Annotated in this window: 22 protein-coding genes and 5 pseudogenes; 8 read left to right on the plus strand and 19 right to left on the minus strand. The window is 67.9% G+C overall.

What is annotated here, in order from left to right:
* The 7 genes and pseudogenes from GJ632_RS04545 to aroC form a co-directional block, all read right to left on the minus strand.
* The coding region (locus GJ632_RS04545) for a hypothetical protein (RefSeq protein WP_191452224.1) at positions 1-191 on the minus strand (191 nt) is incomplete at its 3' end.
* Between the two features lie 9 nt (positions 192-200).
* Positions 201-1,981: pseudogene (locus tag GJ632_RS04550) on the minus strand (helicase HerA domain-containing protein).
* Positions 1,982-2,067: 86 nt separating this feature from the next.
* Positions 2,068-3,406, minus strand: a pseudogene (gene dinB, locus GJ632_RS04555) (DNA polymerase IV).
* 157 nt (positions 3,407-3,563) lie between these two features.
* Positions 3,564-3,992, minus strand: a complete 429-nt coding sequence (gene lrpA1 / locus GJ632_RS04560) for an HTH-type transcriptional regulator LrpA1 (RefSeq protein WP_191452225.1) — start codon at positions 3,990-3,992, stop codon at positions 3,564-3,566.
* Positions 3,993-4,076: 84 nt separating this feature from the next.
* The gene (locus GJ632_RS04565) at positions 4,077-5,015 is read right to left on the minus strand and encodes a thiamine pyrophosphate-dependent enzyme (RefSeq protein ID WP_089806391.1); all 939 of its coding nucleotides are present in this window, start codon (positions 5,013-5,015) and stop codon (positions 4,077-4,079) included.
* Between the two features lie 2 nt (positions 5,016-5,017).
* A complete protein-coding gene (locus tag GJ632_RS04570; protein ID WP_191452226.1) occupies positions 5,018-6,916 on the minus strand; it encodes a 2-oxoacid:acceptor oxidoreductase subunit alpha in 1,899 nt (632 codons plus the stop codon).
* A gap of 225 nt (positions 6,917-7,141) precedes the next feature.
* Positions 7,142-8,292, minus strand: a pseudogene (gene aroC / locus GJ632_RS04575) (chorismate synthase).
* 173 nt (positions 8,293-8,465) lie between these two features.
* On the opposite strand from aroC, the gene GJ632_RS04580 reads away from it, so the two are divergent.
* Positions 8,466-8,939 (plus strand): DUF6653 family protein, encoded by a 474-nt coding sequence (locus GJ632_RS04580; protein ID WP_191452227.1) that lies wholly within the window; start codon positions 8,466-8,468, stop codon positions 8,937-8,939.
* 64 nt (positions 8,940-9,003) lie between these two features.
* Here the strand turns inward: GJ632_RS04580 and GJ632_RS04585 are convergent, their stop codons facing one another.
* Entirely contained in the window at positions 9,004-10,302 is a 1,299-nt protein-coding gene (locus GJ632_RS04585; RefSeq protein WP_197427884.1) for a 3-phosphoshikimate 1-carboxyvinyltransferase, read from the minus strand.
* 138 nt (positions 10,303-10,440) lie between these two features.
* Here GJ632_RS04585 and GJ632_RS04590 point away from each other — a divergent pair, with 138 nt between their 5' ends.
* Positions 10,441-11,613 carry a Xaa-Pro peptidase family protein gene (locus GJ632_RS04590; RefSeq protein ID WP_191452229.1) on the plus strand — a complete coding sequence of 391 codons (1,173 nt, stop codon included), beginning with the start codon at positions 10,441-10,443 and terminating at the stop codon, positions 11,611-11,613.
* Between the two features lie 73 nt (positions 11,614-11,686).
* Here GJ632_RS04590 and GJ632_RS04595 read toward each other — a convergent pair whose 3' ends face one another.
* Together GJ632_RS04595 and GJ632_RS04600 are read right to left on the minus strand one after the other, a co-directional pair.
* A complete protein-coding gene (locus tag GJ632_RS04595) occupies positions 11,687-12,199 on the minus strand; it encodes a hypothetical protein (protein ID WP_089806402.1) in 513 nt (170 codons plus the stop codon).
* Positions 12,200-12,463: 264 nt separating this feature from the next.
* A pseudogene (locus tag GJ632_RS04600) lies at positions 12,464-13,308 on the minus strand (SDR family oxidoreductase).
* Between the two features lie 129 nt (positions 13,309-13,437).
* Between GJ632_RS04600 and GJ632_RS04605 the strand changes: the two are divergent.
* The 3 genes and pseudogenes from GJ632_RS04605 to surE all read left to right on the plus strand — a co-directional run bounded on the left by GJ632_RS04605 (position 13,438) and on the right by surE (position 16,517).
* Positions 13,438-14,200, plus strand: a pseudogene (locus GJ632_RS04605) (prephenate dehydrogenase).
* Positions 14,197-15,636, plus strand: a complete 1,440-nt coding sequence (locus GJ632_RS04610; protein ID WP_191452230.1) for a small ribosomal subunit Rsm22 family protein — start codon at positions 14,197-14,199, stop codon at positions 15,634-15,636. Before GJ632_RS04605 ends, GJ632_RS04610 begins: the two are co-directional and overlap by 4 nt.
* Before the next feature lie 80 nt (positions 15,637-15,716).
* Positions 15,717-16,517: a 5'/3'-nucleotidase SurE gene (gene surE / locus GJ632_RS04615; RefSeq protein ID WP_191452231.1), complete on the plus strand. Its 801-nt coding sequence runs from the start codon at positions 15,717-15,719 to the stop codon at positions 16,515-16,517.
* Positions 16,518-16,549: 32 nt separating this feature from the next.
* Here the strand turns inward: surE and GJ632_RS04620 are convergent, their stop codons facing one another.
* The 7 genes from GJ632_RS04620 to GJ632_RS23055 form a co-directional block, all read right to left on the minus strand.
* On the minus strand, positions 16,550-17,896 hold the full coding sequence (locus GJ632_RS04620; protein WP_191452232.1) for an ABC transporter ATP-binding protein: 1,347 nt from the start codon (positions 17,894-17,896) through the stop codon (positions 16,550-16,552).
* Positions 17,897-17,900: 4 nt separating this feature from the next.
* Positions 17,901-18,833: a carbohydrate ABC transporter permease gene (locus tag GJ632_RS04625; RefSeq protein ID WP_191452233.1), complete on the minus strand. Its 933-nt coding sequence runs from the start codon at positions 18,831-18,833 to the stop codon at positions 17,901-17,903.
* Position 18,834: 1 nt separating this feature from the next.
* Complete coding sequence (locus GJ632_RS04630; RefSeq protein ID WP_394328048.1) at positions 18,835-19,821, minus strand: carbohydrate ABC transporter permease; 987 nt, start codon at positions 19,819-19,821, stop codon at positions 18,835-18,837.
* A 6-nt stretch (positions 19,822-19,827) separates the two neighbouring features.
* Positions 19,828-21,294, minus strand: a complete 1,467-nt coding sequence (locus tag GJ632_RS04635) for a substrate-binding domain-containing protein (RefSeq protein ID WP_191452234.1) — start codon at positions 21,292-21,294, stop codon at positions 19,828-19,830.
* 315 nt (positions 21,295-21,609) lie between these two features.
* On the minus strand, positions 21,610-21,786 hold the full coding sequence (locus GJ632_RS21925) for a hypothetical protein (RefSeq protein WP_177232561.1): 177 nt from the start codon (positions 21,784-21,786) through the stop codon (positions 21,610-21,612).
* Between the two features lie 50 nt (positions 21,787-21,836).
* On the minus strand, positions 21,837-22,085 hold the full coding sequence (locus tag GJ632_RS23050) for a cell wall-active antibiotics response protein (RefSeq protein ID WP_231751333.1): 249 nt from the start codon (positions 22,083-22,085) through the stop codon (positions 21,837-21,839).
* Between the two features lie 5 nt (positions 22,086-22,090).
* Positions 22,091-22,441 (minus strand): hypothetical protein, encoded by a 351-nt coding sequence (locus tag GJ632_RS23055; RefSeq protein ID WP_231751334.1) that lies wholly within the window; start codon positions 22,439-22,441, stop codon positions 22,091-22,093.
* A 329-nt stretch (positions 22,442-22,770) separates the two neighbouring features.
* On the opposite strand from GJ632_RS23055, the gene GJ632_RS04645 reads away from it, so the two are divergent.
* Entirely contained in the window at positions 22,771-23,613 is an 843-nt protein-coding gene (locus GJ632_RS04645) for a CPBP family intramembrane glutamic endopeptidase (RefSeq protein ID WP_191452235.1), read from the plus strand.
* A 90-nt stretch (positions 23,614-23,703) separates the two neighbouring features.
* Positions 23,704-24,432, plus strand: a complete 729-nt coding sequence (locus GJ632_RS04650) for a PH domain-containing protein (protein ID WP_191452236.1) — start codon at positions 23,704-23,706, stop codon at positions 24,430-24,432.
* Here the strand turns inward: GJ632_RS04650 and GJ632_RS25180 are convergent.
* Positions 24,392-24,904, minus strand: a complete 513-nt coding sequence (locus tag GJ632_RS25180) for a CPBP family intramembrane glutamic endopeptidase (protein WP_191452237.1) — start codon at positions 24,902-24,904, stop codon at positions 24,392-24,394. The genes GJ632_RS04650 and GJ632_RS25180 overlap by 41 nt on opposite strands.
* A gap of 303 nt (positions 24,905-25,207) precedes the next feature.
* Here GJ632_RS25180 and GJ632_RS04660 point away from each other — a divergent pair, with 303 nt between their 5' ends.
* Complete coding sequence (locus GJ632_RS04660; RefSeq protein WP_143105133.1) at positions 25,208-25,414, plus strand: hypothetical protein; 207 nt, start codon at positions 25,208-25,210, stop codon at positions 25,412-25,414.
* A gap of 49 nt (positions 25,415-25,463) precedes the next feature.
* Here the strand turns inward: GJ632_RS04660 and GJ632_RS04665 are convergent, their stop codons facing one another.
* A complete protein-coding gene (locus GJ632_RS04665; protein ID WP_191452238.1) occupies positions 25,464-26,408 on the minus strand; it encodes a hypothetical protein in 945 nt (314 codons plus the stop codon).
* Between the last annotated feature and the right edge of the window lie 18 nt (positions 26,409-26,426).

Raw genomic sequence — 26,426 nt, forward strand, 5'->3', positions numbered from 1 at the left:
CCGCTGAAGGGGGCGACGGCGACGCCTGCGAGTACCGCGAGACAGCCGAGTCCGGCCAGCGAGAACGTGGCGAGCGGACCGTATTCGGGGAACGGCCACGGAAAGACCGTGAACTCGGCGACGTTGAAGAACAGGACGAGAAGCACCGTCTCCGCACCGAGTACCATCGACCGACGAGGGCCGTCGAGCATCGGAGCCGGTCAGTCGTCCGCCTCGGCCCGCTCGTCTTCTTCGTCGCCGCTCTCCGCGTCGTCACCCATCGTCGGGACGAACGCGGCTTCGACGGCGGCGACGACGGCCGAGAGTTCCTCGTCGTCGAGTCTGTCGGCGAACGTCTCGCGGACGAGTTCGGGGATGGCGTAGGCGTAGCGTCCCCGACCGACGTGTTCGACGAACCCCGCCCGGCGGAGCGGGCCGTTCCGGCTGTACGCGAGTTGTTTGTCGCCGACTTCGCCCGCCGCGACGTGGGCGTCCACCGGGTCGCAGGCGTCTATCTCGCGGTAGAACGCGAGCATCCGGCGCGACTCCTCGGGGAGGGAGGCGACGACGTTCCGGAGCCGTTCGACCACGTCCTCGCGGCCGTTGAGCCCGTCGAGTCCGCTGTGCGCCCGTTCGGGGGCGACCGAGCGGTCCTCGCCGACGCCGTCCGGGCCGGCGTCCAGTCCCGGGTACGCGCCCGCCGTGGCCGCGGCGACGGCGTCCTCCACCCGTTCGTCCGTCGCGTCGCCCGTTCGGTCGTCGCCGGCCGCCGTCTCGGGAGCGTCCGCGTCGGCCCGCCCGTCGACGTCGGCGGGGTGTCCGTCGGCGTCGGCCGACTGGCCGTTCGCCGCGCCGGACGCGCCGTTCGACGCGTCGTACTCGCCGAGTGCGGACTGCTTCTCCGAGGCCTGGCTGAGGTTCCGCCCGTCCCCGCCGCGGTACGGCGCCTCGGCCTTCTGGAACATCGCCTGCGCGAACTGGTCGGCCATCTGCGACAGGTCGCGAGCCTCCTCCAACTCCCGCTCTAAGTCGCGAATCTTCGCCTCCTTCTTCTCTATCTCCTGTCTGAGGTCCGCGATTTCGCTCTCGCGGCGGGCCTTCTCGTCGGAGATGTCCTGCAACTCCGAGACGAGGTTGCCGTCCACGGACTTCAGGTCGGGGCGTCGAAGTCGTCCAGTCCGGGCGTCGCGCCCGCGTCGAACGTGTTCTTCTTCCTGAACTGGACGCGGCGGATGGACTCGGACCAGTCGGTGACGAGGAACGCCTCCCCGTTGGCCATGTCCTCGATGGCGTCGGCGTACTCCGAGCCGAGGATTCGCCCGACGACTTTCGTGTCGTTGTTCCACGTCAGGCGGTGCCAGCAGAGCCAGTCGCACTGGGTGATGAAGTCCTTCTTCACGTCGGCCGGTCGCTGGGAGATGCCGACGATGCCCAGCCCGTGCTTTCGGCCGCGCTTGCCTATCTTGATGAGCATCTTGCCCGCCTCGTCCATCCCGCCGCCCTCGGGGATGTACTCGTGGCACTCCTCGACCAGCATCAAGAACGGCTTCTTCAGCTTCTTCTCCTTGGCGAAGAGGTTCTTCGCCACCTCGGTCAGGAGTTCCTGCGCGTCGTCCTCGTCGAGGTAGCCCGACACGTCGAGGATGATGGGAACGTTCTGTTCGAGGGCCAGATGCGCCAGTTTCTCGGCGTGTTCGGGGCTGACCTGGATGTCGCACTCGTCGTCCGCGCCGGCGTGCAGGAGTTCGAACTGCTCTTTGAGGCCGTAGTACTCCCCGTCGGTGTCGACGATGAGGACCGGGAAGTTGTTCGACAGCAGTTTCTCGATGACGACCGACGCGGTGTTGGACTTCCCGGACCCGGACTTGCCGGTGATGAACCCGCGGCCGGTCAGGATGTCGACCACGGGCAGTTCCACCGGCGACCCCGGGTCCGCGTCCGCGTCTCCCCCCACGCCGTCGCGCACGTCGGCGACGGTAATCGTCTCCGTGTCCTCGGTCATCTATCGGTTCGTCTTCCCGCCGCCTCATAGTTCCTCCCCTCGCGTCCGACGCCCGGCGGACGGTCGATACCGCCGCCGTCCGGGCGTCAGTCGAAGTCGCCCAGCGATACCTGCCCGTCGGACCCGGTTCCGCGGGTGTTTTCGGACCCGTGACGGCGGGCGTCGTCGGTTCCGTCGGCCGTCGCGTCGTCCGCAGACTCCGTCGCCGACGACTCGGCCGCCCTCGCGTCCGACGGCGGCGACTCCGTCTCGCCGTCCGCCGCCCCCTCCCACCCGTCGAGGCTGGACTGGTCGCGTCGGCGAACGAGAGGTTCGAGACGCGCACGCCGACCTTCCGCGCCGCCTCGTCGTCGAACTCCGAGAGCAGGTCCACGGCCACCTCGCGGACCAACTCGGGGTCGTCCACCGGCCCCGACAGCGACTGCGCCCGCGTGTTCACGTCGTACGGCGGCACGACCACCTTGATGCCGATGGTGCGGTACATCGCGCCGCGACTCCGGGCGCGTTCGGCCACGTCGGCGGCCAGCGCGGTGACTATCTCCCGCTTCTCCGCCTCGTCTTCGGTCGCCTCGGCGAACGCCGACTCCCGCGAGAGACTCTTCGGGCGACCGGTCGGCGTCACCTCCCTGTCGTCGACGCCGCGCGCCCTGTCGTGGAGTTCGCGGCCGCGGGAGCCGAACCGGTCTTCCACGCCCCGGAGTCGGCCGCGGCCAAGTCGCCCGCGGTCTGAATCCCCATCTCGGCCATCGTCCGCGCCGTGACGGGACCGACGCCGTGGACTTCGGTGACCGACAGGGGGGCGAGGAACTCCCGCACCGTGCCCGGCGGGACGACGACCAGTCCGTCGGGCTTGTCGTGGTCGGACGCAACCTTCGCGGCGGACATGTTGGGCGCGACGCCGACGCTGGCGGGGACGCCCACCTCCCGGCGGATGCGCTGTTTGAGGTAGCGGCCGACGCCCTCCGCGAGCGTCCGGTCGCCCCCGTCGACCGTCTGCCACGACGTGCTGTCGGTTACGTCGAGATAGGCCTCGTCGATGCTCACCTCCCGCACCACGTCCGCACAGTCGTGCAGAATCTCCTTGACCTCCGCCGCGACGGACTTGTAGTAGTCGATGTCGACGGGGCGGTAGTGGCCGCCCGGTTCGCCGTCGGCGTTCTCGACGCGGGGGAGGCGTTCGAGCGCCTGCGAGATGGGCTGGGCGCTGTCGACGCCGTACTCGCGCGCCTCGTAACTCGCCGTGGCGACGGCGCCGAACGACTCGCCGTCCTCGTACCCCATCCCGACGACGACGGGTTCGCCGCGGAGTTCGGGTTCCCGGAGGCGTTCGCAGGAGGCGTAGAAGCAGTCCATGTCCACGTGCAGGACGATGCGCTCCGCGGCGCTCTCGCCGTGCGTCACGCCCGGGAGCGTCTCGCCCGCCATCGGTGTCCCCTCGGAGGTGCAGGCTCCTTAGCCTTCCCAAAGCGCGGCGAAAGTGAAGCGCGGCGAACGAACCGAGCGCCGTCGCTCGTCGTCGCGTGGCATCCGAGGACGGAGGGAGGGGCGATACCGTCTCGACCGGCGTCGGCGCTGGCGCGGCCTACTTCAGCCGTTCCTGCAGGAACGACGGGTGCGCGGCCGTGACGCCGTCGATGCTCAGAATCTCCTCGGCGATGACGTCGCCGAGGGCGTCGCCGTCGGCGGCGCGGACTTCCGCCATCAGCATGTGGTCGCCCGACGACGAGTAGAGCGACTCGACGGGTTCTAGCGCCTTCAGCGCGCGCGTCGCCTCGACGTAACGCTCGGAGGCCACGTCGATGCCGACGAACGCGATGGACTGCCCGGAGAGTTTCTTCGGGTCGACGTCCGCCGAGTAGCCGACGATGACGCCGTCGGACTCCAGTTTCTGGATGTACTTCCTGACCGTCGGCTTCGAGACGTCCGCCCGGTCGGCGATTTCCGCGTAGGACGCCTGCGCGTCCTGTTCGAGGACGGCGAGGATTCGTCCCTCCGTCGATGTGGTTTCCATAGCTATCTCTTTTGCTTCGCCAAAAAATATCTTCCGAATCGGAAAACGGCGTATCGCGGAGTGCGAACGGCCGCGTTCGTGCCGTTACTTGTGCTTGTCGAGGAACAGGTCGTGGGAGCGCTCCCACTCGTAGTCGTCCTCGAAGTACCGCTCTGCGAGGGGTTCCTCGGGCATCTCGCCGATCTGCTGTTTCTCCTGCTGGTAGGACGGTCGGTCCTCGTCGTGGTAGTACCGACCCGTCAGGACCGTGCCCTCGTTGAGGACGTTCTCCGTCTCGAACATCATCTCCGACGCCTCCGACCGGTTCGTCTTGTCGAACTCGTAGTCGTCGGACTCGTTGATGTCGATGTAGGGGACGTACTGCTTGGCGTCCTTGTTCCACGTCGGGCACTGCGTCAGGAAGTCGATGTGGCTGAACCCGTCGTGTTCGATGGCCTCGACGATGATGTCTTTCGCCTGGTTCGGGTTGACGGCGGCGGTGCGGGCGACGTACGACGCGCCGGCGTTCAGCGACATCGAGAGCGGCCGAATCGGCTGCTTGGCCGACCCGTGCGGCTGGGTCTTCGACTTGTGACCCATCGGCGACGTGGGCGACGTCTGCCCCTTCGTCAGGCCGAAGATCTCGTTGTTGAACACGATGTAGGTGATGTCGTGGTTCTCGCGGGCGGTGTGCATGAAGTGGTTCCCGCCGATGCCGTAGCCGTCGCCGTCGCCGCCGGCGGCGACGACCGTCAGGCCGGGGTTCGCGAGTTTCGCGGCGCGCGCGATGGGGAGCGAGCGACCGTGAATCGTGTGGAAGCCGTAGCTCTCGAAGTAGCTGTTCAGTTTGCCGGAGCAGCCGATGCCCGTCGTGACGAGCATCTCCTCGGGCGACAGACCGAGTTCTGCCGCGGCGCCCTTCAGGGCCTTCAGGACCCCGAAGTCACCACAGCCGGGACACCACGTGGGCTGGGGTTCGAGACCGGGCGTGTACTCGTTACGGTCGCGTTCGACCTCTTCGCCGATTGCGTTGAATGCACTCATGTTTAATCACTCGCTGCGGGGACGAACTTGGTCTCGTGGGTGGGCAGTTCCTCACCTTCGACGATGCTCTTGACGAAGCCCTCGGTTATCTCCTCGGGTTCGAACGGATTGCCGTTGTACTTGAGGAGGCTCGACATCTTCTCGCCGAAGCGGCCGACCTCTTTCTGGGTCAGCCCGCGGAACTGCGCCGAGGCGTTCATCTCGACGACGAGACAGTCGTCGACGCTCTCGAGGAACTCGGCGACCTGTTCGACCGGGTACGGCGCCATCTCGCTGACGCCGAGCGCCTTCACCGAGTGGCCGCGGTCGTTCAGTCGGTCCACGGCTTCCTCGACGGTCCCCTGCTGGGAGCCGAACGTCATGATGCCGTACTCGGCGTCCTCGGGGCCGTGCAGGGTGTTGTTCGGCACGTCGGCGTCGTCGAGTTCTGCCCGGATGGCCTCCAGTTTCTCCATCCGGCGGTTCACCTGATGGACGCGGTTGTCGGGGTCCTCGGAGATGTGGCCGGCGGGCATGTGCTCGTTGCCCGTCGCGAGGTAGCGGCCGCCCTTCTGGCCGGGGATGGACCGCGGACTGACGCCGTTCTCGCCCTCGTGCTGGAAGCGGTCGTACTTCCCGGAGGGGTCGTGCGGCGCGTCCGCGAGTTCCTCCTCGGTCAGCACCGACCCGAGGTCGCCGTTGGGTTCCTCGTCGAAGACGCTGGCCGGGACGTTCTGGAGTTCCCCGCCGTTCTTCTGGTCGTAGAGGACGATGCTCGGAATCTGGTACTCGTAGGCGATCTGGAACGCCTTGCGTGTCTGGTGGTACGCCTCCGCCGCGCCCGAGGGCGCGAAGACGACGCGGTGGGAGTCGCCCTGCGAGGTGTACAGGACGTGTTCGAGGTCGCCCTGTTCGGGCTTCGTCGGCATGCCCGTCGAGGGACCGGCGCGCATGGCCTCGACGAGGACGACCGGCGTCTCGGTCATCTCGGCGAGACCGAGCGGTTCGGACATCAGCGCGAACCCGCCGCCGGACGACCCGGACATCGCCTTGACGCCCGCGTGCGATGCGCCGATGGCGAGCGCCGCGGCCGCGATTTCGTCCTCGACCTGCTCGGAGATACCGCCGACCTCGGGCAGGTTCTGGGACATGATGGTGAACACTTCGGTCCACGGGGTCATCGGGTAGCCCGCGATGAACCGACAGCCCTCGTCGAGTGCGCCGTACGCGATGGCGTCGGACCCGGAGAGGAGGACCTGCTCTTCGTCGTGTTCGCCCTCGGGCACCGAGATGTCCGGGGCGTCGACGTCGTAGTCCTCTTGGACCATCTCGTAGGCCGCTTCGAGGATTTCGAGGTTGGGTTCGAGAATCTTCTCGGGCATCGCGTCCCGCATGAGGTCCTCGATCCACTCGGTGTCGATGCCGGCGATGGCGCACGTGACGCCCACACCGGCCGTGTTGCGCATGACCTCGCGCCCGTGCTCGCGAGCCATCGTGCGCAGGTCGATGTCGTAGACGTGCCAGCCGTTCTCTTCGACGCGTTCGTCGAAGTCCTCTATCTCGCTCGCGTCGAGCAGACCCGAGTCGTAGACGATGACCCCGCCCTCGCGGAGTTCGTCGAGGTTCTCCGACAGCGGCTTCAGCTCTTCGTTGCCGTAGTACGCGTTCTCCTGCGGGTTCCGGGCGAACGAGTCGCCCAGCGCGAGCAGGAAGTTGTAGCCGTCCCCGCGGGACTTGACGGGGTCGGCCGACGCGCGAATCTCTGTGTACGTGTGACCGCCGCGGATACGCGACGGATAGTGCCGATGCGTGAATACGTGTAGCCCCGAGCGCATCAGGGCCTTTGCGAAGTTCTGGCTTGTCGAGGCGATACCGTCCCCAGATCCGCCTGCGATTCGCCAGATGAGTTCATCGTCAGTCATATCTTCAACACAGGCCCACGAGGGCCACTAAAGGATATTTTCGCGAGGAGTTGATTAAAGCCTTTGCTATGCATTGACAAGGAAAGATAATGAAGGTCATTATATTCATAGTACGAGTGCCGATATCGGAGCTTCGACTGGACGTTCGTTCGATTTTCGCCGGCGTGCCCGGGGAATTTACTCGGATTCGAACTAACAGTTCGCCGAGACGTTCGCGAGAGCCAACTACTGGTTGTCCGGACTTCGGGGGTGGTAGTCGGTGTCGTACTCGCCCACCTGTCCGTCCATCCGGTCGGGGTTGATGTGGCCGCCGAGGAGCATGAAGTCCACGATGGTGAGGTTGAGCATCGCCTCGACGACGGGGACGGCCCGCGGCGGGAGGACCGGGTCGTGCCGGCCGACCACCTGGATGTCCTTCTCCTCGCCCGTCTCCCAGTCCACCGTCGTCTGCTCTTTCGGGATGGACGTCGGCGCGTGCCACGTCACCTCGCCGAAGACGGGTTGACCCGTGGTGATACCGCCCTGGATGCCGCCGTGTTTGTTGCCGACGGGCGTCGGGTCCCCCTCCTCGTCGAACGTCCAGTCCTCGTTTCTGTCCTTTCCGGTCCACTCGCGCGCCTCGCGGCCGAGTCCGAACTCGAACGCCGTCGTCGCGGGGATGGACATCATCGCCTGCCCGAGGCGGGCCGAGAACGAGTCGAACCGCGGGGCCCCCAGTCCGCGCGGGACGCCCCGCGTCTCGAAGTAGATGGACCCGCCGATGGAGTCGCCCTCCGTCTGGTACTCGTCGATTCGGTCGCGCATCCGGTCGGCCGTCTCGGGGTGCGCACAGCGCACCTCGTTCTCCTCGGTGTGTTCGAGCATCTCCTCGAACGTCACCGGCGGCGCTTCGATGTCACCGATCTGGTTCACGTGCGCCTTCACCTGCACGCCCTCCGCTTCGAGAATCTTCCCGGCGACGGCGCCGGCGGCCACCCAGTTCACCGTCTCGCGCGCGGAGGACCGCCCGCCGCCGCCCCAGTTGCGCGTCCCGAACTTCGCCGAGTAGGTGAAGTCGCCGTGAGAGGGGCGCGGAGCCGTCACGTACGGTTCGTACTTGCCCGACCGGGCGTCCTTGTTCTCGATGACCATGCCGATGGGCGTCCCCGTCGTGTACCCGTCCTGCGTCCCGGAGTTGATGACGACGGCGTCGGGTTCGCCCCGCGAGGTGGTTATCATCGACTGGCCGGGCTTCCGGCGGTCCAGTTCCTTCTGCACGTCCTCCTCGTCGAGTTCGAGTCCGGCCGGACACCCCGAGACGGTGACGCCCATCGCGTCACCGTGCTCTCGCCGTAGGTGGTCACCTGAAAGAGTCGGCCGAAGCGATTTCCGTTCATGCCCGTCGGTCTGTGGCGCGGCCATTTAGAGTTTGCAGAAAGGCGCAATCGTGGGGGCCCGAGAGCGGGGGTGACGACCGAGAGGGTCCCTCGCCCGACGCGCGGCGGCACGCGGTCGGACGAGGGTCGGCCTGCGGAGAGGAACTATATCTCGCGTGGCCGTACGCGTCCGTATGACCACGCCACCCGAGACGTTCCGGGAGACGCTCGAAGACGCGTTCTGGGAGCGACACGCGAACCCGTGGAGCGCGGGCACGCGCTTCGTCCTGCTCCCGGCGCTGATGACCGCCATCTACCGTCGCGACGCCCGACTCCTCGCGGCGACGCTCGCGTTCGCCGCCCTCAACCCCGTCCTGTTCCCGCCGCCGGAGCGGACGGACTCGTACCTCAGCCGTATCGTCCTCGCCGAACGCGAGTGGTTGGCCGCGGGCAACGGCACGATGGGGCCGTCGTACCCGAACGTCCTCAACCTGCTCAACGTCCCCGCGACGCTGTACGCCGTCGTCTCCGCCGTCAGACGCGACCGGCGGGGAACGGTGCTCGGGACGGCGGCGGCGATGGGACTGAAACTCTGGTGGGTGGACGCCGTCGTCCGCCGAACGGGCGTCACCGGCGAGGGGCCGACGGCCGAGTCGGCGAGCGACTGAGTGGCGGCGGCCGGCGACGACGGGAGGGCGAACAGCAGGGAACGAGTCGGCGACGGACGCCCGACTACGACCGCTGGACCGACGCCCCTAGCGAGTCCAGCGTCTCGAAGAACTTCGGGAACGACACGTCGACGTGTTCGGCGCCGGTCACCGTCGTCTCGCCGTCGGCGACGAGTCCGGCGACGGCCAGCGACATGACGATGCGGTGGTCGTGGCGGCCGTCAACCGTCGCGCCCGCGAGGTCCGTCTCGTCGCCGTGAATCGTGAGGCGGTCCTCCTCCTCGGTCACCGACGCGCCCATCTTCCCGAGTTCCTCGGCCATCGCGCGCACGCGGTCCGTCTCCTTGTAGCGGACGTGCTCGCAGTTCTCGATGACGGTGTCGCCGTCGGCGACGGCACCGAGGGCGGCGATGGTCGGCAGGAGGTCCGGCGTGTCGCCGACGTCCACCGTCGTCCCCGAGAGGGCCGCCCGCGAGACGGTCGAGTTCGCCCGCGTCCCGGTCCCAGTCCACTTCGGCGCCCATGTCGCGAACGACGTCCACGATGGCGGCGTCGCCCTGTGCGCTCGGTCGAGCGCCCTCGACGACGACGGTGTCCCCGTCGGCGGCGGCGACGCGCCCGCGGCGAGGAGGTAGGAGATGGAGGAGAAGTCGCCGGGCACCTCGTACTCGCCGCCCACGGGGGCGTAGGACTGCCCGCCCGCGACGGAGAAGCCCTCCGCCGTCGCCTCGGCGTCGACGCCGTACTCGGCGAGGAGTTCGAGCGTGATGTCGACGTACGGCGCGGACTTCAGTTCCGTCTCTAACGCCACGTCGACGCCCTCGTCGGTGACGGCGCCGGCCATCAGGAGCGCCGTGATGTACTGCGAGGAGACGTCGCCCGGAATCGACACCGCGCCGCCGGTCATCCCGTCACCGACGACGAGGGGCGCCCGTCCGTTTCGCCGCGTGGACTCGCCGCGGCCGCCCAGTTCCCCGACGGCGTCGAGGAGCGGACCCTGCGGGCGGGAGCGGAGCGAGTCGTCGCCGGTGAGGACGGTCAAGTCGTCGCCGAGGGCGGCGCAGGCGGTGACCAGGCGCATCGTCGTCCCGGAGTTCTCGCAGTTCACCACGTCGTCGGGCGCGTCGGGGCGGCCGTCGAACCCGTCCACGACCAACTCGGAGCCGTCGTCCGCCAACTCGGTCTCGCCGCCGAAGGCGTCCACGGCGCGCATCGTCGCCCGCGTGTCGGCGCTGACGAGGGGGTTCAGCACCGTCGCCGACGCGCCGTACCCGGCGGCGAGGATGGCGCGGTGGGTGTAGCTCTTCGACGGCGGGGCGCGGGTTCGACCTGCGACGCGAGACGGCGAGACGGTGACGTCCATGCCTCCCGATGGCGCGGGGGTGCGTATGAGGGTACCGGAGGCGGCGAGGATTCCGGCGTGCGACCGACGGCGGCCCCGCGGCGCGTCCGGCGTTCCGCGACGCGTGGGCTTATCAACCATCACGGCGAAAGCGGGGCCATGGACCCGGATTTCTCTCGCCTCGACGACCTGCTGTCCGAGGAGGGTGCCGACGGCTACCTCGTCGACGACACCAGCCACAACTCGACGCAGAAGTACCTCTCGGGGTTCGACGCGCACGACCCGTTCGTCACGCTCTACACCCCCGAGCGGACGGTCCTCCTCGTCTCTGCGCTGGAGTACGGCCGCGCGAAGAAGCAGAGTCGCGCCGACGAGGTGCGCCGCGTCGCCGAGTACGACTACCGCGAACTCGTCTCCGAGCACGGTCCGGCCGAGGCGAAGGCCCGCGTCCACGCCGAATTTCTGGCGGAGTACGACGTGTCGTCCGTGCTGACGCCCGAACGGTTCCCGCTCGGCCCCGCAGACGGCATGCGTGACCGCGGCGTCGCCGTCGAACCCGAGGACTCCGACCGGGTGGCGGAGATTCGCGCCACGAAGACCGACGAGGAGATAGCGCACGTCCGCGAGGCGCAGGCGGCCAACGAGGCGGCGATGCGGGCGACGGAGGACCTCCTCGAAGCCGCCGCCGTCGAGGACGGGACGCTCGTCTACGAGGGAGACCCCCTGACGAGCGAACGCGTCAAAGAGGAGATAGAGGTGACGCTCCTCCGACACGGCTGCGGGCTGGACGACACCATCGTCGCCTGCGGCGCGGACGCCGCGGACCCGCACGATCAGGGGAGCGGTCCGCTCCGCGCGGACGAGGCCATCATCGTCGACATCTTCCCGCGGTCGAAGACGACGGGCTACCACGCCGACATGACGCGGACGTTCCTGAAGGGAGACCCCTCCGAGGAGATACGCGAGTGGTTCGACCTGACGCACGAGGCGCTCGACGCGGCACTCGACGCCGTCGAACCCGGCGTCACCGGCGCGGACGTACACGACGTGGTCTGCGACATCTACGAGGCGGCCGGCCACGACACGCTCCGGTCGAACGCGACGGCGGAGACGGGGTTCATCCACTCGACGGGACACGGCGTCGGACTCGACGTGCACGAACTGCCGCGCATCGCGCCGAACGGGGAGGAACTGGAGCCCGGACACGTGATAACGATAGAGCCGGGACTGTACGACCCGTCCGTCGGCGGCGTCCGCATCGAGGACATCGTCGTCGTCACCGACGACGGGTACGAGAACCTCACGTCGTACCCCGTCGAGTTAGTGGTCTGAGAAGCGATTCGAGACGGCGGTCGCAGACGAAGCGTGAGTCGGGTCGGAGGGAGTCGCTCGCGGCGTCGACCGATTAGCCGCCCGAGGACTCCTCGGCGGTGTCGCCGCCCATCTCGGACCAGCGACCCTGCGCGTGTTCGTACTCTTCGAGGAGCGATTCGAGTGCCTCCGCGGTGGTGGAGTTGAGGACGCCGGCCGCCTGTCTGACGACTTCGCCGTCCTCCACGAGGAAGGCGTAGATTGTCTGTTCACCGACGATACCGAGTCTGCGCTGGAAGGCGTTCTTGTCCACGGGGACGAACACGGTGTTGTCGTCCAACCGACGGCGGGCGTTCGACGGAGACAGACCGCCCATGGTCGTCGGCGGGAGCATCCCGCTGTTTCCGCCGGTGACGAACAGTTCGTAGTAGTCGAAGTGGTCGTACTCCTCGCGGAGTTCGTTGGCGAATCCGCGCCAGGAGTCGACCAGCGACTGTTGTCGCGGGTGGAAACTGAGAACGACGAGCGTCTGTTCCCCCTCGAAGTCGACGGGGAGATGGACTCGTCGACCGTCTGTGGTGCGCCCGGGGACCGAGGGGAACTTCATCGCCTAGGAGGTATGTATGCACCCTTATAAAATTACCCACATTTCAATTTTCTAGAGTGTGTCAGACGGTCGTTAGACGCCCCCTAATCTCTCGAATCGGCGTTACGGCTCACAGCTCGAAGTCGGTCGAAACTACATAAGAATTCTGAGATGTGTGGGTAGAACAACCCACCTCTCACGGACCGCGTCCATTCCCCCTGAGTCGAACGTCACGTTCGGGGCTTAAAATAGTACGCTCCTGAGAATCAGATGTGATAGTCCGTGTCAGTTCGGCCGTTCGTAGTCGGGGTCGAACAGGTGGGCTGACATGGGGCCGGGGTCGGCCCCCTCGACGACGTTGTACCGGTCGAACGCCTCGACGCCCGCCTCGCGGAGAATTTCCTCGTCGTAGAACGCGTTGCCAGTGCACTCCGTCGGGTCGCGGGTCAGCACCTCGGTGACGGCGTCGCAGACACCTGCGGCGTCCGCCAGTCCTCCGGCGTCCCCATACCGAAGTGGCGCGTCGCCTCCGACTCGATGGCCGCGACGGGCCACAGACTGTTCACGCCGATGTCGTCGCCGGCGAGTTCCTCCGCCAGCGACTGCATCACGACGGTCATCCCGTACTTCGAGACGGCGTAGGCGGCCATCCCCGGCCGCGCGGTGTTCGTCACCGGCGGCGAGAACGCGAGGACGTGGGCGTAGTCGCTCTCGCGCAGGTACGGGAGGGCGGCGTACGTCGTCACGTACGTTCCCCGCACGTTCACGCCCGTCAGCAGGTCGAACCGCTTCGGCGGCGTCTCGTCGAACGGGGCGATGTGGATCGCGCCCGCGTTGTTGATGACGAAGTCGATACCGCCGAACTCGTCGACGGCGTCCTCGATGGCCGCCTCCACCGACTCCTCGTCGCGCACGTCTATCTGCCGCCAGATGGACTCGCCGCCCCGTTCTCGAATCTCCTCGGTCGTCTCCACGATGGTCCCCGGCAGGTCGTCTCGTTCCTCCACCGTCTTCCCCGTGGAGACGACTTTCACGCCGGCGTCCGCCAGTTCCAACGCCAACGCCTTCCCGATGCCCCGACTCGTCCCCGTGATAAACGCTACACGTCCGTCGAGTTTATTCTCGGCCATGGGCTTCGTACCGCGGCCGGGTACTTCACGTTTCCTCATGGACTTCGGACGGTCGCGGCCCTGACGAGGGCCGCCGGTCGGTCCGCCCACCGAACCCCTTTTGACGCACCGGGCGCGTATTCGGCGACGATGGAGGTACTCGTCGTCGGCGCGGGTGAGATGGCCGGTGGGTCGGTTCGACGCTGACCCCCGGGTTCGACGTGGCGTACCGCCGACCGCCGACCCCGCCGCCGCGCGCGCCGCCGCGGCGACCATCGACGGCCAGTCGGTCCCACTGGACGGCGACGAGACGTTCGACGCCGTCTGCCTCGCCGTCCCCATCTCCGTCGTCGACGCGCCGTCCGCGACTACGCCCCCCCGGGCCGGCCGCGCGGTGTTCGACGTGACCGGCGTGATGGACGCGCCGGTGACGGCGATGCGGGCGGCGGCCCCGGACCGCGAACGCCTCAGTCTCCACCCCCTGTTCGCCGCGGCGAACGCGCCGGGCAACGTCGCCGCCGTCCACGACGCCGCCGGTCCGGTGACCGAACGCGTCCGCGAGACGCTCGCGGCGGCCGGCAACCGCCTGTTCGACACGACGCCCGCCGAACACGACGAGGCGATGGAGACGGTGCAGGCGAGCGCACACGCCGCCGTCATCGCCTACGCCCTCGCCGCCGAGGACGTGCGCGACGAGTTCGCCACGCCCGTCTCCGAGACGCTCTCGGGCCTCGTGAAGACGGTCACGGGCGGCACGCCGCGCGTCTACCGCGAGATTCAGGAGTCGTTCCCCGGGGCCGACCGGGTGGCCGACGCGGCGACCGAACTCGCCGACGCCGACGCCGAGACGTTCGAGCGACTGTACCGAGAGGCGAGCGCACGACCCGACGACGAAGGAGACGGAGACCGATGATAGATAGAGACGCCGTGCGGTCGAACGCAAAGTATCTGCGAAACGTCCGACCCATCGACCCCGAAGAGATCTGTGAGTACATCGAGGGCAGTCCCCATCCCGCCGTCGTCCGCGAGACGCTTCGCGAGGAGGCGTTCGACCTCGGACTGGTCGAACGCGACGACGGCACGTTCGTCCCCGTCGCGGACGACCCGGTACCCCGGCGCGACTGGTCGCCGACCGAGTTCCCCGAGGCGTACGCGTTCGCCTTCGAGGACCTCCTCGTGGACCGCTACGGGGTCAACTGGCACCGCGGGGAGTCGGGCGACCGACTGCGGGAGGCAATCCGCCGGCTGAAGGCGGACTACTACTACCAGAACGACGTGGAGTACGACGAAGTGGCCGCACTCGGCTACGGCGTCTACCACCTCCCCGACTACTACGCCGCCGTCGGCTACGTCCTCGACGACGTCGCCGAACGCGACCTGTTGCCCCGCACCCTCCGCGTCCTCGACGTGGGCGCCGGGACGGGCGGCCCCGCCCTCGGCCTCCACGACTACCTGCCGGACGACGGACTCGTCGAGTACCACGCGGTCGAACCGTCCGCCTCGGCGGACGTGTTGGAACACCTGCTCGCGGAGACGCGACCCAACTTCCGGACGACGGTCCACCCCGAGACGGCCGAGGCGTTCGACCCCGACTCGGTCCTCCCCGACGGCGAGGGGTTCGACCTCGTCTGCTTCGCCAACGTGCTGTCGGAACTGGACGACCCGACGGCCGTCGCCGAGCGATACCTCGACGCCGTCGCCGACGACGGGTCGTTCGTCGGCATCGCCCCCGCGGACCTCAACACCAGCACGGAACTCCGCGACGTGGAACGCGCCCTCGCGCCCGCCGACGGCGACGTGACCGTCTACGCGCCGACGCTCCGCCTGTGGCCGGGGCACGCCCCCCTCCGCCGCGGGTGGTCGTTCGACCGCGGCGCGGACGTGGCCGCGCCGTCGTTCCAGCGACGACTCGACGAGGCGGGCGCGGCGACCGAGGGCCGCGACCCCGGCGACGGCACGTTCGCGAACGAGACGGTGCAGTTCTCGTACGTCGTCCTCCGACGCGACGGCGAACGCCGCGTGGACGTCACCGCCGACGCGGGCACGTACGCGAAGATGGCCGAGATGGAGCGGCACGTGACGAACCGCATCGACCTCCTCGCCGTCAAACTCAGCCACGACCTGGCCGAACGCGAGGGGGCGAACCCCCTGTTCAAGGTGAGCGACGGGAGCGAGACGGTCGAACACTACGCGGTCCTCACCAAGCGCGACGCCCTCAACGAGGCGGTCGCCCGCGCCGACTACGGCGACGTGCTGGCCTTCGAGAACGTGCTCTGCCTGTGGAACGACGACGAGGGAGCGTACAACCTCGTCGTGGACGGCGAGACGGTCGTCGACAGGGTCGCCTGAGTCGAGTCGGGCGCGTTCCCCGCCGGCGCACCGACTGCGGGGAGCGGTAAGCCTTTGCGCGGTCCGCCGAACGAACGGGTATGGACGACTCGTTCTCTATCCTCCTGACGAACGACGACGGAATCGAGAGCACCGGCTTCCGCGCGCTGTACGAGGCGTTCGACGAGTTCGCCGACGTGACCGCCGTCGCGCCCGCCGACGACCAGAGCGCCGTCGGCCGCAAGATGTCGAACGACGTGGACGTGACCGAACACGAGTTGGGCTACGCCATCGAGGGGACGCCGGCCGACTGCACCGTCGTCGGCCTCGAAGTGCTCTGCCCCGACGTGGACATGGTCGTCGCCGGCTGTAACAAGGGCGCGAACCTCGGGGCCTACGTCCTCGGCCGGTCGGGCACCGTCAGCGCCGCCGTCGAAGCCGCGTTCTTCGACGTGCCCGCGATAGCCGTCTCGCTGTACGTTCCGCCGGGCGGGGACGAACCGTGGACCGAGAAGGCCGACGCCGTCGCGGACTACCGGCACGCGACGGACGCGGCGACGTTCCTCGCGCGGAACGCCCCCGAGGCCGGCGTCTTCGAGGAGGCGGAGTATCTGAACGTGAACGCGCCGATTGCCGGCGGCGACGACGAAGAGCGTGCGCCAATCGAGATAACGGCGCCATCGAAGATGTACGCGATGACCGCACACCACGAGGAGGACGGGCGAATCAGGCTCCACGACCGCATCTGGGAGCGGATGGGGACCGGTGACCTGCCGGACCCGCAGGGGACCGACCGCCGCGCCATCGTCGAGGGGCGGGTATCGGTGTCGCCGCTGACGGCCCCGCACACGACGCACCGCCACGAGGCGCTGGATTCACTCGCCGAGTCGTACCTGTCCTGAAGCGGTTCCCGGGGGGTTCCGAAACCGGAGCGTCAGGACGGACTGCCGCCGTCGGTGGCGGTTTCGGTCCGCCCGTCGCCCGACTGCCGGCCACCCGTCCCGGCGTCGGCGGTCAGGCCGTGGACGATTGCCTCGCCGGTGTCTGCGTCGAACAGGTGGACCATGCTGCGGTCGAGGACGACGCGGGTTCGCTGCCCCTCGGCGGCGTCGGTGTCCATGTCCGGTATCGGGGGCATGCTCATGAGCAGCGACGTCTCGTCGGCCTGCGCCGCGTCTGCGTCGGCGTCGGCCGCGTCGCCGTCTTCGACGGCCGGTCCGGTCATCCCCGACCCGTCGCTGCCGGCGGCCTGCCCGTCCGCCGTCGCCGCCGTCTCGCCCTCGAACTCGGTGTAGACGTAGATGTCGTCGCCGACGGGTTCGAGGACGTTCGTGGTGACGTCGATGGGTGCGGACGGGTCGCCGTCCATGTCGCGGGTGTCCGCCGCGCCGACGGCGCCGTCGTCGTCCTGCAGGTCCGCGTCCTCGGCGAGGAAGATGTCCTCCGGCCGGATGCCGACGGTCACTCGCGTGCCCGACTGCACGTCGAGGACGCCCTCGTCGGCGTCGAGCGAGAACTGCTCCGTCTCCACGCCGTCGTCGGTCACGCGCCCGTCGAGGAAGTTCATCGACGGCGACCCGATGAAGCCGGCGACGAACTGGTTTGTCGGCCGGTAGTAGCAGGTCAGCGGCTCGGCGAACTGCTGGAGTTCGCCGTGGTTCATCACGGCGATGCGGCTCGACATCGTCATCGCCTCCTCCTGGTTGTGCGTGACGTAGATGATGGTCGCGTCCAGTTCCTTGTGAAGTTCCTGCAGTTTCGTCCGCATGTGGACGCGCAGTTTGGCGTCGAGGTTCGCCAGCGGTTCGTCCATCAGGAACACCTCCGGGTCGCGCACGATGGCGCGGGCGATGGCCACGCGCTGTCGCTGCCCGCCGGACATCTCCTCGGGCATCCGGTCGAGCATCCCCTGCATCTGGACGAGTTCGGCCGCGTTCTCGACCCGACGGTCTATCTCCTCGTCGTCGAAGTCGCGGAGGCGAAGCCCGTAGCTGATGTTGTCGTACACGTCCATGTGCGGGAACAGCGCGATGTTCTGGAACACCATCGAGATGTCCCGGTCCTTCGGCGGGAGGTCCGTCACCTCCTCGCCGTCGATGTAGAGGTCGCCGGACGTCGGCTCCGTCAGTCCGGCCACCATCTCCAGCGACGTGGATTTCCCACAGCCGGAGGGACCGACGAGACAGACGAACTCGCCGTCCTCGATGTCGAGGTTCAGGTCGTCGACAGCCGTTACGTCCGCGTACTTCTTCGTGATGTTTCGGTAAGTTACGTCTCCCATGAGGTTACTCCTTGACCGCTCCGGCGGTCAGACCGCTGACAATCTTCTCCTGTGCGACGACGACGAGGATGGCGATGGGGATGACCCCCAGGATGCTCGCCGCCGCCATGAGGTTGTACGACGTGGCGTAGCGTCCCTGATAGCTGAGGAGCCCCCAGACGATGGTCGCCCAGTTGCGGACTCGCCCGTCGGTCATCAGGAACGCGAAGAAGAACTCGTTGTAGACGGAGATGAACGTCAGCACGCCCGCCGTCGCCACGCCGGGGGCGGACAGGGGCATGATGACCTTGAAGAGCGCGCCGAGGCGGGTGTTGCCCTCGACGCGTGCGGCGTCCTCCAGCCCGTCCGGAATCTGGCTGTAGAACGTCGTGAGGATGAATATCGACAACGGCATGAACAGCGCCGTGTACGGCAGCACCATCGCTCCCGGCCCGTTGAACAACATCGGGCTGTTGACCTGTCCGACCTGCGGCAGCGTGAAGAACGTGATGTTCGCCGTGAACAGCTCGAACAGCGGCAGCAGGAACGCCGCCGGCGGGAAGTACGAGATGGCGAGGAAGACGAGCATCAGCGGTCGCCGGCCCGGGAACTCGAACCGACCGAACGCGTAGCCCGCGAAACTCGCCAGCATCAGCACGATGGCCGTGGTGACGACGCCGATGACGAGGCTGTTGAAGATGTAGAGGTGGAACGGGACGCGCGTGAACACCGTCACGAACGCCTCGGGGTTGAACCCGTTCGGCAGCAGTCCCACGTCTATCATGCTGTCGCTGGGCGTCAGCGCCAGCACCGTCAGCCAGTAGAACGGGAACAGCGTCGTGACGAGGAACGCGCCCGTGAGGATGTAGAACAGCGCCTTGTACGTCCGCTCGGGGTTCGACATGGAACTGCTCGCCCAGCGCTGAATCGCGTTCCCGTCGGAGCTATCGGTGCTCATCTCAGAGTCCCCCCGCGCCCTGCACGTCGGCGAACTTGACGATGTAGACGGTGACGACGCCGCCGATGAGCGCCGCGGTGACGAACGCGACGGCGGCCGCGGCGGCGTACCGACTGGTGCTGAACGTCTGGACGACGAGACACGACAGCGACGGCACCGTGCTGCACGACGACACCGTCGTGATGAGCCCGTAGACGCGCATCGCCCCGATGGTGCGGAACAGCATCGCCACCAGCACCGACGGGAGGACGAGCGGCAGCGTCACCGTCTTGAACGCCTCGAGTTTCGAGGCGCCCGACACCTTCGCCACGTCGTACAGCGAGCGGTCCACGCTCTGCAACCCGGCGAGGATGATGAGCGCCATGAACGCCGACGTCTTCCACACGTCGGCGACGATGACGATGATGAGCGAGTCCATGCTGTTGGCCTGCGGCGTCGTCGAGAACAGCCCCAACTGGTGGAGCGGTTCGACGAGGAAGCCCACCGTCGGCTGGAACAGCAGGTAGAATATCATCCCCTGGATGACGATGGGAACCGCCCACGGGAGGATGATGGCGACGCGAACCCAGCGCCGGCCGCGGAAGTCCTGATTCAGGATGAGCGCCTGCCCGAAGCCGATGAGCGTCTCCAGCGTCACGCTCACCACGGTGAAGATGAGCGTGACGGTGACGGCGCTCTTGAACGGCTGGCTCAGGTCGAAGAACGGCCGCGGGAGCGAGGCGTTCATCTGACCGGTCAGCAGTTCGACGTAGTTCTGCAGGCCGACGAATTGACCCAGACGCTCCGCGCCGTACAGCGAGTTCGCGTGCAGCGACATCTGGAACGTCCGGGCCAGCGGCCAGAACGCCACGACGGCGAAGATGACGAGCGACGGGGCCAACAGCAGGTAGGCGAACTGGGTGTCGCTGAGGTTCTCCACCCAGCGTTGGCCGTACCGCACCGGCGAGGACAGGCCGGGACCGCCCGACCGTCCGGTCTCCGTGGACACGGGGACTCACCGTCCCCCCGCCGCGAGTCGGCCTCGGTTCGAAGACTGTTCCTCTCGCTGGGACGCCTCTTCGATGTTCTGAAGCTGTCGTTCGAGGTCTGTCATCGCCTCTGTCGGGGACTTGAGCCCGCTGAAACTCGCGTTCGCCTGCTGTGCAATCTTCGCCGACTCCGGCGGCCACGCCACGGTGACGGGTCGCGGGATGGCGTGCGCGACGGAGTACTTCAACGTCTCGATGTAACGGCCCATCACGGGCACCTCCGCCGCGCGTTCGGAGTCGAACAGCGCCTTCCGCGGCGGGAGGTAGCCCAGCGTCTCGAACAGCCACAACTGGAACTCCGGGTCGGCCATCGCCCGGAGTATCTCCTTGGACGCCTCCGGTCTGGCGGCGTTCGGGTTCAGCGCCATGTGCCACCCGCCGAGGGACGACACCGAGCCGCCGTACCCGTCGAACTTCGCCTTCTCGGGCGTCACGCCGTACGGGATGGGCATCACGCCGAGGTCCTCGCCGAACTCCTCCTCGGCGCCGCTGATGGCGATGGCGTACGGCCAGTTGCGGTGCATGACGGCGTTGCCCGCGGCGAACGGTTTCCGGGAGGACTCCTCCTCCCACTGCAGGACCGTCCGCGGGGCGATGTCGCCGGTCACCGAGTCGAGGGCGTTCTCGGCGTCGCCGTCGATGAACGTCCGGACCATCCGCGCCGAGTCCACGACGGGTTTCGAGTCCGTGGTGACCGGGCGTTCGCCGACGGGACCGAACAGATTCTCCTTCGCGCCGAAGTACGACCCGCCCCACGACCCGGTGAACTCCCGGAAGTCACAGCACGACAGGCCGGCGTACGACTTCCCCTGGAAGGTGAAGCCGTAGGGGTCGTCTCGTTGCGCTTTGACCTCCTTGGCCACCTCCGAGAACGTCTTCCACGAGATGGGTTCTGTCGCCCAGTTCTCCGAGTCCGGACTGTAGCCGGCCTCTTTTACCCAGTCCTTCCGGTAGAGCATGTTCCCCGTCGTGGGGTACAGCGGGAGTGCGAACTGGTCGCCGTTCGCGCCCTGCGCCGTCTCGCTGAACGTCTCGAAGTACTCCGACTGCACCATCTCCGCGAGGTCCGGCATCTCCTCGGAGAGGTTCGTCAACTGCTCGCGCACGATGAACGGAATCGCCCACCCGCTGTCCATCATGAGCAGCGAGGGCTGTGAGAGGTTCGCCGACAGCCACCGGTTGTACTGCTGCTGTCTGGCGCCCGTCGAGGCTCTGCCGGCGATGACGTCGAGCGAGACGTCCTTCGACAGACCGACCTCGTGGAGTTTCTCCTCCATGGCCGCCGAGTTGGTCTTGAGGTCCGTGTTGGCCGCGACCTGAACCGCGCCGGACTCCGTCTGCGCCCGCGCGATGCACCCCGAGAGACTCGTCCCCACGGCGGCGCCGCCCGCGGCCTTCACGAACCGTCTCCGACTGACGTCTCTGCCGGTCATCGGTGAACCCGCCCGATACGTTCACGCGCAGTGCGATGCGGGTGACCGCCGCGTCTCACCCCGGACCACCACCTCTGACGCCGGGGGAACCGCCGGTGAGGCGGCGGTTCCGCGGTTCAGCGTCTCTGTTCTCGGTCCGTCGCCTGCACACTGTCACCGCAGACATATGTGGGTTCACACGACATAATCTATAACCGTTTATGGCCGATATCAAAGACAAATACATGTGAAATAATGTTTCTCGGAGGACAGTGACGCGCGAAGGAGAACGTCGCGGCGTCGTGGTGAGGCGGTGCGTCGGTTCGAGCGACCCGGTCAGTCGTCGCCGGCGTAGCCCGTCGGAATCGCCCCGAGTGCGACGATGGCGGCGGGAATCGCGGCGACGAGCGACCACATCACCGCCTCGGCGAGTCCGCCACCGGTCGTCAGGGTGGAGGCCACGCCGGCGACGGCGACGACGACGCCGACGCCGAGCGCGAGTTTCGTTCGCATACCGTCGTATTCGGCGACTGTCGTGAAATACTTCACGTCGGCGGGGACGCTCAGTCGGTGACCGACACGCCGCCGAAGGCGGTGAATCCGGTGACGACGAGGTCGATTTCGTCGTGTTCGCTCTCGCGGCGCGGCCGGTCGTCGGACGCGCCCGCGAGAATCGGGAGCACGTCCATCTTGACGTTCCAGTCCCGCGGGACGACGACTTCGGCGCCGCCGAACAGGGCGAGGACGTTGACCCGCGCCGGTCGGTCGGTGAGTTCGGCGTCGCGCAGGTCGAGTTCGGCCCCGCCGAACACCGCGGTCAGGTCGCGCCGACGAACGTCTTCGAGGTGTTGCGCCGTTCGACGCCGCCGAAGGCGGCGAACAGGGAGTCGTGGCTGTCGTCGGTCGTCGCCACGCGCGACCGGTACTGTCCGAGGACGACCGAGAGGCCGAACGCGATGACGAGCACCGGCCAGTAGACGACCAGTTCCGAGACGGTGGCGTAGCCGAGTGCGACCAGTTGCCACGCGCCGGCGACGACGACGAGGACCGCCGGACCGACGACGTTGCGGAACCCGCTCTGGACGAACGCCCAGAGGCCGACGAGGACGAACAGCGACGGCGCGTACGTCAGCAGACTCCGGGTGGGCGCGACGTTCGTACTGTCCAACAGGAGGAGAACTCCCAGCAGGACGACGATTGCGCCGAACAGTACCTGACTGGTCGGGATGCGACGGGTGGGGGCGAGTGTTGCTCATGACTAGAGAGACGGTCGCCGGTTCGATAAACCGAGAATCTGGTTCTCAAACGCCGAGAGTCGTCGGGGTTCGAGGGGGTCGTCGGGGTTCGAGGAAGTCGCCCGGATTCGCCTGCGTCCCCGACTTCGATGGAGTCGCGAGAGCGCGCCGCCCCGGACCGGGGCGACTGCCGTCCGGCGGCGTCCCTCCCGGGGCCGGTCCACCACTACCGACTAACTGGTTGGGAGACGTGAGGAGAGACATGCGCGAAGACGCGTCGCTCGCCGACGCCGCCGACCGCCGGCGCGTCCCGGCGTTCCTCCTCCTGACGTTCGCGTGGTCGTGGGGGTTCTGGCTCCCCGAGGCGTTGGCCGCCGAGGGCCTCGTCGGTGGCGTCCCCGCACTCCCCCGACTCGGCGCGTTCGGTCCGACCGTCGCCGCGTTCGCCCTCGTCGTGTACGCGGACGGCCTCGCCGGCGCGCGGGAACTCGCCGCTCGCGCCGTCCGCCTCGACTTCCCGACGCGGTGGCTCCTCCCCGTGCTCCTGCTCTCGCCGGCCCTCGTCGCCGTCGGCTTGGCCGTCGCCGTCGCCACCGGGACGACGCCTGCGTTCCCGTGGGCGGACCAACCGCTCGTCCTCCCCGTCGCGTTCGCGTTCGTCCTCCTCCTCGGCGGCCCGTTGCAGGAGGAGTTCGGCTGGCGCGGTTACCTGCTTGACCCCCTTCAGGAGCGGTTCACGGCCGTCGGCGGCGGCGCACTCGTCGGCGTCGTCTGGGCGGTCTGGCACCTCCCCCTGTTCTACATCCCGAGCGAGACCATCTACTACCGCAACCCCGTCCTCGGCTTCGTCGTCTCCATCACGCTCTTCTCGATTCTCCTGACGTGGGTCTACGACAACACGAACCGGAGCCTCCTGCCGGCGATACTGTTCCACGCCTCGTTCAACTGGTCGCAGGTGATGTTCCCCGTCCTCGACTCCGACCCCGGGAGCCTCGCGTTCGTCGTGGCGCTGGCCGTCACCACGGTGGCCGTCGTCGCCTACTGGGGACCGAGACGGCTCGTCCGGGGCGACGGCGGGTCTTCCCCGTCGCCCGAGCGTTCGTGAACCGACGGCGCACCCGGTACCCCCGAAACCCTTCTCGCAGTTCGGGAACCTTCGGATCGATAGAAGTCCGCAGACGACGTACTCACGCGTATGAGACCAGAGAACGAGTGGTTCAAGCCGGAGCAACTGACGCAGTACTACTACGCGGCCGAAGCGCTCGCCCTCGGCGTCGTCGCCGTCGTCGTCGGCGTCCTCGCAGTCACCGGCGTCCTGTTCGCGGTCAACGACTGGGTCGTGGTCGTCGGCGGCGGCGTCGCTCTCGCCGGATTCGCCTTCCTCACGTGGTGGATTCGGGCGTTCTACCGGACGGCCGACTACCGACTCGGGGACGAGGAACTCGAGTACCGCCGCGGCGTGTTCTTCCGTCAGCGGACGGCGGTCCCCTACAACCGCATCACGAACGTCGACGCCTCGCAAGGTCCCCTCCAGCGACTCGTCGGCGCCGGAACGGTCGGCGTCCACACCGCCGGGTTCGGCGGGCAGACGGGGGCCGAACTCTCCGTCACCGGCGTGAGCGACTACGAGGAGATAAAGGACCAGATTCTGGGCAAAGTCCGTCGCCGGCGTCCCGAATCGACCGAGGGAGACGACGCCGTCGAGACGGGGCGGGCGGGGGCGAGGTCGGGTCGGAGTCCGGGGAACTCCTCGCGGAACTGCGGCGCATCAGAGAACTGCTCGAGGGAGGGCGCACCGCCTGACGGGACCGGGTCGGGAGTCGCTCGCGACCCTCCCTCGCCGCCGGCCGCTCCACCTCCTGACTCGGCACACGTCCGTCGAGTCACAGGAACGCCGGTAAAACGAGCACCATGCAGACGTTGACGACGGCGTGCGTGAGCATGCTAGCCACCGCGTTCCGACTCCACGCGTAGACGCCGACGAGGGCGAGCGTGAAGACGGACTGCGGAATCGCGCCGACGAGCCCCCACGCGGGGTAGTGGACCCCGAGGAAGACGACGAAACTGACGGCGGCGCCGACCCACAGCCGACCGGTCAGTTCGGTGAGTCGCTCTATCGGATACCCGCGCCAGAGAATCTCCTCGCTGACGACGGCGGTGCCGACGAGTGCGAGCTTCACCGGGAGCGACAGTCGACCGATAGCCGACAGCGTCTCGGGCTGTCGAACGTCGAAGGCGACGACGGCCGCACCGGTCGCGAGGAGGCCGAGGACGACGGCGACGACGCCGGCACCGAGCGCCACGAGCGCCTGTCGGCGGGTCGGTCGCCGGACCCCGATGGAGGCGAGCGAGCGGCGCTCCCAGCGGACGACGACGGTGAGGAGGACCGCGACCACCAGCCAGTTCGTGAGACTGCGACGAGCGTCGAACTCGCCACCGACCAGCGACGCGGGTCGGGAGGTCGAGCGGCCAGAGGAGCGGAACGCCGAACAGCGCGACGACCAGACCCACGAGTGCCGCCGGCGAGGCGCTTCGGTGCGTCGAGGACTCCGCGGTACCCGTCGTCATGAGTGTCGTCGTGACGTGCTCGGCGACCGAGCATGAGCCGTTCGCAGATTCCTGACGGATGAGAACGGAGGAACCGGACGGACCCGGCCGGTGGAAATAGGATTAATACCTCTCGACGAGGAGCGTCGGGCGTGCCCGCTGACAGAGCCTGCCCCGACTGCGACGAACCGATGGAACGGATGACGCTGAAGGGGAGCGACGTCGTCGGCGAGATACGGATGGTGTCCGAGGAGCCGACGGAGGGGTTTCTCAGCAGCATCCGCGCCGACGAGATTCTGACGCCCGTCCCGTACGTCTGCCCGTCGTGCCGGCGGACGCTGTTCTACGCCGAAGAGTGAGGCCGTCTCGCGCGGGTCACGTTCCACACCCCGCGCGGAGGGGGACGGCTCAGAACAGGCCGACGACGAACCCGACCCCCATGACGACGAGGACGGCGGCGGAGAACGCCGGGAGGTACGGCGTGTACCGTTCGACTCGCTCCTCGTAGTGCTGGTAGCCGGCTATCAGCAGCATCGTCAGTCCGACGATTCCCACGATGACGGTGACGGCGTACGCGCTCATCAGTTCGAGACAGTGGTTCGACCCGGCGCAGAGCGCGATTATCTCGAACTCCTCCTCGTGGGCGAATCCGAGGAGGAACGCGAACCACGCGATGCCCAAGAGGCCCCGGTCGGTGGCGTCGTCGAGGTCACCGTGGGAGTGCGAGTGGCCGCCGAGAAACGGGACGAACCCCTTCACGCGAGCGAGTCGGCCGCCGTCGTCGTGGTCGTGAGTGTGGTGGCCGCCGTGGTCGTGAGTGTGTCCGTCGTCGTGGTCGTGGTCCTGCCCGCGTCCGGGCTTCTCCATCTCGGCGACGGCGTACCGATGGCCGTCTCCGACCGAGCGGTCGCGGTCAGTGTGGTCGTGGGTGTGCCCGTCGTCGTGGTCGTGGGTGTGTCCGTCGTCGTGGTCGTGGGTGTGTCCGTCGTCGTTCTCGTGTCCGTGCGAGTGGCCGTGGAAGTACTCCCGGATACCGAGGGCGACGAGCAGGACGCCGGCGACGAGACTGACGGGGCCGCCGATTTGGACGCCGCCGAGTATCGTCATCGGTTCGTTCACCTGCGTGAGGTCGAAGTACGACTTCGCGTAGAAGAATACCGCGACCATCGCGATGCTGCTGACGAGGTGGCCGATGCCGAGGATGAAACTCGCCGCGAACCCGTACACCCACTTGTTCGTCTGGTCGAGCGCGTAGGACGCGGCGACCGGCCATCCGTGGCCCGGTTCGATGCCGTGGACGGCACCGAGTGCGACTGCGCCGACGAGGAGGCCGAGTGCTTCGCCGTGTAACATCTCTGTGCGAGGAACTCC

The organism is Halogeometricum sp. CBA1124 (assembly GCF_009741955.1).
GTDB lineage: Archaea > Halobacteriota > Halobacteria > Halobacteriales > Haloferacaceae > Halogeometricum > Halogeometricum rufum.